Raw genomic sequence first — 4471 nt, 5'->3', positions numbered from 1 at the left:
CCCCGGCGCGGCGGGCCGCACCGCCCCCCCGCGCACCGGCGCCCCCCCCGGACGCCCCCCGCCCGCCCGGGGCCGCCGGGAGCCCGCGGGCTCAGACCTTGAGGTACTTGCGCAGCGTGAAGAACGCCGCGATCCCGGCCATGCCCATGCCGACCACGACCAGCAGCGGGATCACCGCGAGCACCGAGCTCAGCCCGATGAAGTGGATGAACTGCACCCGGGAGGCCAGCCAGTTCTGGACGAAGAAGTGTCCGCCGAGCAGCAGCCCGGAGGCCATCACGGCCCCCAGCAGCGCGGAGAACGCGGCCTCGGCGATGAACGGCATCTGGACGTAGAAGTTGGACGCGCCCACCAGGCGCATGATCCCGGTCTCACGCCGACGGCTGTACGCCGACACCCGGACGGTGTTGACGATCAGCAGCAGCGCGACGAACAGCATCAGCACCATGATGACGAAGGCCGCCGTCTGCAGGCCGTTGAGCAGGCCGAAGAGGTTCTCCAGGATCTTCCGCTGGTCCTCGACCGACTTGACGCCCGGCTTCCCGGCGAAGGCGCTCTGGATGACGTCGTACTTCGTCGGGTCGTTGAGCTTCACCCGCCAGGACTGCGGCATGGCGTCCGGGCCCAGGACGGAGATGAGCGGGTTGTCCGGGTTCATCTCCTTCCAGTGCTTGTACGCGTCGGTGGAGTTCTCGAAGGTCGCGGACTGGACCACCGAGTCCATCTTGTCCAGCTGGGCCTTGATGTCCTGCACCTGCTGGTCGGTGGCCGCGCCCTTGTCGCACTGCGGCGAGTTGCGGGCGTCCGACTTGGTGCAGAAGTAGATGCTCACCTCGACCTTGTCGTACCAGTACCCCTTCATGGAGTTCACCTGGTCGCGGACCAGGAGCGAGGAACCGGCGAGGGCGAGGGAGAGCGCGACGCTGACGACGACCGCGATGGTCATCGTCAGGTTGCGGCGGAGACCCACACCGATCTCCGACAGGACGAACTGGGCGCGCATGCGTGTAACAACTCCAGGGTCGGTACTGCTGGTCGGACGGCTCGGGCCGGCGGCCCTACGGTTCAGCGACGGTGGATCAGTGCTGGTATCCGTAGACGCCGCGGGCCTGGTCGCGGACCAGCAGGCCCTTGTCGAGCTCGATGACGCGCTTGCGCATCTGGTCGACGATGGCCTGGTCGTGGGTCGCCATCAGCACGGTGGTGCCGGTGCGGTTGATGCGGTCGAGCAGCTTCATGATGCCGACCGAGTTCTGCGGGTCGAGGTTGCCGGTGGGCTCGTCCGCGATCAGCAGCATCGGCCGGTTCACGAAGGCGCGGGCGATCGCGACGCGCTGCTGCTCACCACCGGAGAGCTCGCCGGGCATGCGGTCCTCCTTGCCTCCGAGGCCGACCAGCTCCAGCACCTCGGGCACCACCTTGTTGATGGCGCTCTTGGGCTTGCCGATCACTTCGAGGGCGAAGGCGACGTTCTGCGCGACGGTCTTGTTGGGCAGCAGGCGGAAGTCCTGGAAGACGGTGCCCAGCTGGCGGCGCATGTGCGGCACCTTCCAGTTGGACAGCTTGCCCAGGTCCTTGCCGAGCACGTGCACCTCGCCCGTGGAGGGGCGCTCCTCGCGCAGGCACAGGCGCAGGAAGGTGGACTTGCCCGAGCCGGACGAGCCGACCAGGAAGACGAACTCACCCTTCTCGATCTCCAGCGAGACGTTGTCCAGGGCGGGACGGTTCTGCTTGGGATAGGTCTTGGAGACGTTGTCGAATCTGATCACGGCTGCATCACGGAGGCCATCCTAGGCGGCGCCAGTCCTCGGTCGGTCCGCCCCTGTGGGCCCGGTCCGGGGGCGGGCGAAGGGACCGGCGAGGGCCGGTCCCGGCTTGGGACCATACGCGAATCCGCCGTCGGCCCGCAGGGCCCGGACAGGACGGCCATCGGAAGTTGGGGGAGAATATCCCTTTATGCCCGGAAAATTGCGAGGCATCTCACAGCCCGGGAGCCGGAACGGTCGGAACCTGGCAGAGTGGAGGGAGCGACCGTGCCCGGCCGCTCCCCCGCACAGGGCACGCGAAGGAACCAAAGTCCCGTCCGGTGCGTTGGTTCTAGCAGCGAGGAGGAGATCGCATGACCTGCGACCATCTGGTGTGCGCCAACTGCAACGGACGCGTGAGCGAAGGCCGTTGCCCGGTCTGCCGCGCCAACCGGGCCCGGCTGCAGGAGCAGCAGGGGCCGTTCGCCGCGCTCTCCCCCGCGATGCTGCTGGCCCTGCTGGCCGGACTGCTCGCGGTGGCACTGATCGCCCGGCAGGCGCTGGCCTGAGGCACGACGGGACGTACCCGACGAGACGTACCGAACGAAAGGGCCCCCGACCGGGATCGGTCGGGGGCCCTCCTGCGTCTTCGCCCGATTACTCGGCGCTGGTCTCGCGCTGCTTGCGCCAGCGGATGCCGGCCTCGATGAACCCATCAATGTCGCCGTCCAGGACGGCCTGCGGGTTGCCGGCCTCGAACGCGGTCCGGACGTCCTTGACCATCTGGTACGGGTGCAGGACGTAGGAGCGCATCTGGTTGCCCCAGGAGCTGCCGCTGTCCTTGAGGGCGTCCATCGCCGCCTTCTCCTCCTGGCGGCGCCGCTCCAGCAGCTTGGCCTGGAGGACGTTCATCGCGGACGCCTTGTTCTGGATCTGCGAGCGCTCGTTCTGGCAGGAGACCACGATGCCGGTCGGGATGTGCGTGATGCGCACCGCCGAGTCGGTGGTGTTGACGCCCTGGCCACCGGGGCCGGAGGCGCGGTACACGTCCACGCGCAGCTCGCCCTCGTCGATGTCGACGTGGTCGGACTGCTCGACGACCGGGAGCACCTCGACACCGGCGAAGGAGGTCTGCCGGCGGCCCTGGTTGTCGAACGGCGAGATGCGCACCAGGCGGTGGGTGCCCTGCTCGACCGAGAGGGTGCCGTAGGCGTACGGCGCCTTGACGGTGAAGGTCGCGGACTTGATGCCGGCCTCTTCGGCGTACGAGGTGTCGTACACCTCGGTGGGGTACCCGTGCCGCTCGGCCCAGCGCAGGTACATGCGCATGAGCTGCTCGGCGAAGTCGGCGGCGTCGACGCCACCGGCCTCGGCACGGATGTTGATCAGCGCCTCGCGGGCGTCGTACTCGCCGGACAGGAGGGTGCGGACCTCCAGCTCCTCGACGGCCTTCTGGAGCGCCTTGAGCTCGGTCTCGGCCTCGGCGCGGGTGTCCGCGTCGTCCTCGGCCTCGGCCAGCTCGAACAGCACGCCCAGGTCGTCGATGCGGCTGCGCAGGCCCTCGACCCGGCGCAGCTCGCCCTGGAGGAAGGAGAGCCGGCTGGTCACCTTCTGCGCGTTCGCGACGTCGTCCCACAGGGTGGGGGCGGCTGCCTCCTCCTCCAGGACCGCGATGTCGGCCCGGATCTTGTCCAGGTCGAGGACGGCCTCGATCGACCCCATGGTCGATTCGAGGTTCTTGAGCTCTTCGGAAGGATCGACGGCTGCCACGCCCCCAGGGTAATGGTTCCGGGGGTGGTCATGACGACACCGGGGTCCTCCGGCCGCCCGGGACGCTCCTACGGGGCCCGCGGGGCGGTGCTGTGGACGGCAGGACGGGCCGGGTGGCCGGGCTCCGGGGCGGTGGCCGCGAAGGCCGTCCAGGCCGCGGCGGCACCGGCCAGCAGCAGGACGGTGGCCAGCACGACGGCGAGCAGCCGACGGCGGCGCAGCAGGGCCTGGCGGTCGCGGCGGTGGCCGGTGCCGGGGGCGGCGCGCTGGGCGCGGGACTCGGCGGCGTAGGCGGCCAGCTCGTCGGCGGACGGGCGGCGCAGGCTGGTGTGGGTGTCCCGGGTGGAGTCCGGGGCGACGCCGGGCACCAGCGGGACGGCCGGGCCGCGGCGGCGCTTGTGGGCACCGGGGGCGGCGTCCACCTCCGCGTACACGGCCTCGCCGGGGGTGATCGCCTCCTCGGCCGGGGCCCGGCCCTGCGAGGGGACGGCGAGCACCGGCAGGCCGGCCAGCGCGGGCAGCTGCTCGCGCAGCCGGGCGGCCAGCTCGGCGGCGCGCAGCCGCGAGGCGGGGGCCTTGGCCAGGCACTCGGAGACGATCCGCCACAGCCCGTCCGGCAGGCCGGGGATCGGCGGCACCTGCTCGGTGACGTGGCGGCGCAGCACGGCGCCGGTGTGGCCGCCGCCGAAGGGGGTCGAGCCGGCCAGGAGCTCGTAGAGCACGGTGGCGAGGGCGTAGATGTCGACGGCGGCGCGGGGCTCCAGGCCCTCGATGATCTCGGGGGCGAGGTAGTCGGGGGTGCCGATGATCCGGGTGGCCCTCGTGCGGCGCGGGGCGTCCACCAGGCGGGCCACGCCGAAGTCGGTGAGCTTGGCGCGCGGGGCTCCGCCCGGGCCGGGGGCGGCGGCGAGGTCGAGCAGGACGTTCTCCGGCTTGACGTCGCGGTGGACGATCCC

The 4471-nt window shown here is 71.0% G+C and carries 5 protein-coding genes; 1 reads left to right on the top strand and 4 read right to left on the bottom strand.

All coding sequences use genetic code 11. The features are described from left to right. Window positions 1-91: 91 nt before the first annotated feature. The gene (ftsX, locus tag AB0O00_RS30630; protein WP_363657280.1) at window positions 92-1003 is read right to left on the bottom strand and encodes a permease-like cell division protein FtsX; all 912 of its coding nucleotides are present in this window, start codon (window positions 1001-1003) and stop codon (window positions 92-94) included. A gap of 76 nt (window positions 1004-1079) precedes the next feature. Continuing rightward, window positions 1080-1769 carry a cell division ATP-binding protein FtsE gene (gene ftsE / locus AB0O00_RS30625; protein WP_063349173.1) on the bottom strand — a complete coding sequence of 230 codons (690 nt, stop codon included), beginning with the start codon at window positions 1767-1769 and terminating at the stop codon, window positions 1080-1082. 350 nt (window positions 1770-2119) lie between these two features. On the opposite strand from ftsE, the gene AB0O00_RS30620 reads away from it, so the two are divergent. Then, entirely contained in the window at window positions 2120-2314 is a 195-nt protein-coding gene (locus tag AB0O00_RS30620) for a hypothetical protein (protein WP_329929192.1), read from the top strand. Window positions 2315-2402: 88 nt separating this feature from the next. Here the strand turns inward: AB0O00_RS30620 and prfB are convergent, their stop codons facing one another. After that, window positions 2403-3515: a peptide chain release factor 2 gene (gene prfB / locus AB0O00_RS30615; protein WP_363657278.1), complete on the bottom strand. Its 1113-nt coding sequence runs from the start codon at window positions 3513-3515 to the stop codon at window positions 2403-2405. A gap of 68 nt (window positions 3516-3583) precedes the next feature. Next, on the bottom strand, window positions 3584-4471 hold an 888-nt coding region (locus AB0O00_RS30610; RefSeq protein WP_363657276.1), incomplete at its 5' end, for a serine/threonine-protein kinase.

Origin of the sequence: Kitasatospora sp. NPDC093558 (assembly GCF_040683475.1) — a bacterium.
Lineage (GTDB): Bacteria > Actinomycetota > Actinomycetes > Streptomycetales > Streptomycetaceae > Kitasatospora.
The sequence above is the reverse complement of the archived record's forward strand: the minus strand, read 5'-3'. Positions and strand labels throughout refer to the sequence as shown.

Excerpts from the sequence above, each read along its gene's own strand:
- ftsX (WP_363657280.1), bottom strand. The coding sequence starts at position 1,003 with ATGCGCGCCCAGTTCGTCCTGTCGGAGATCGGTGTGGGTCTCCGCCGC.
- AB0O00_RS30620 (WP_329929192.1), top strand. The coding sequence starts at position 2,120 with ATGACCTGCGACCATCTGGTGTGCGCCAACTGCAACGGACGCGTGAGC.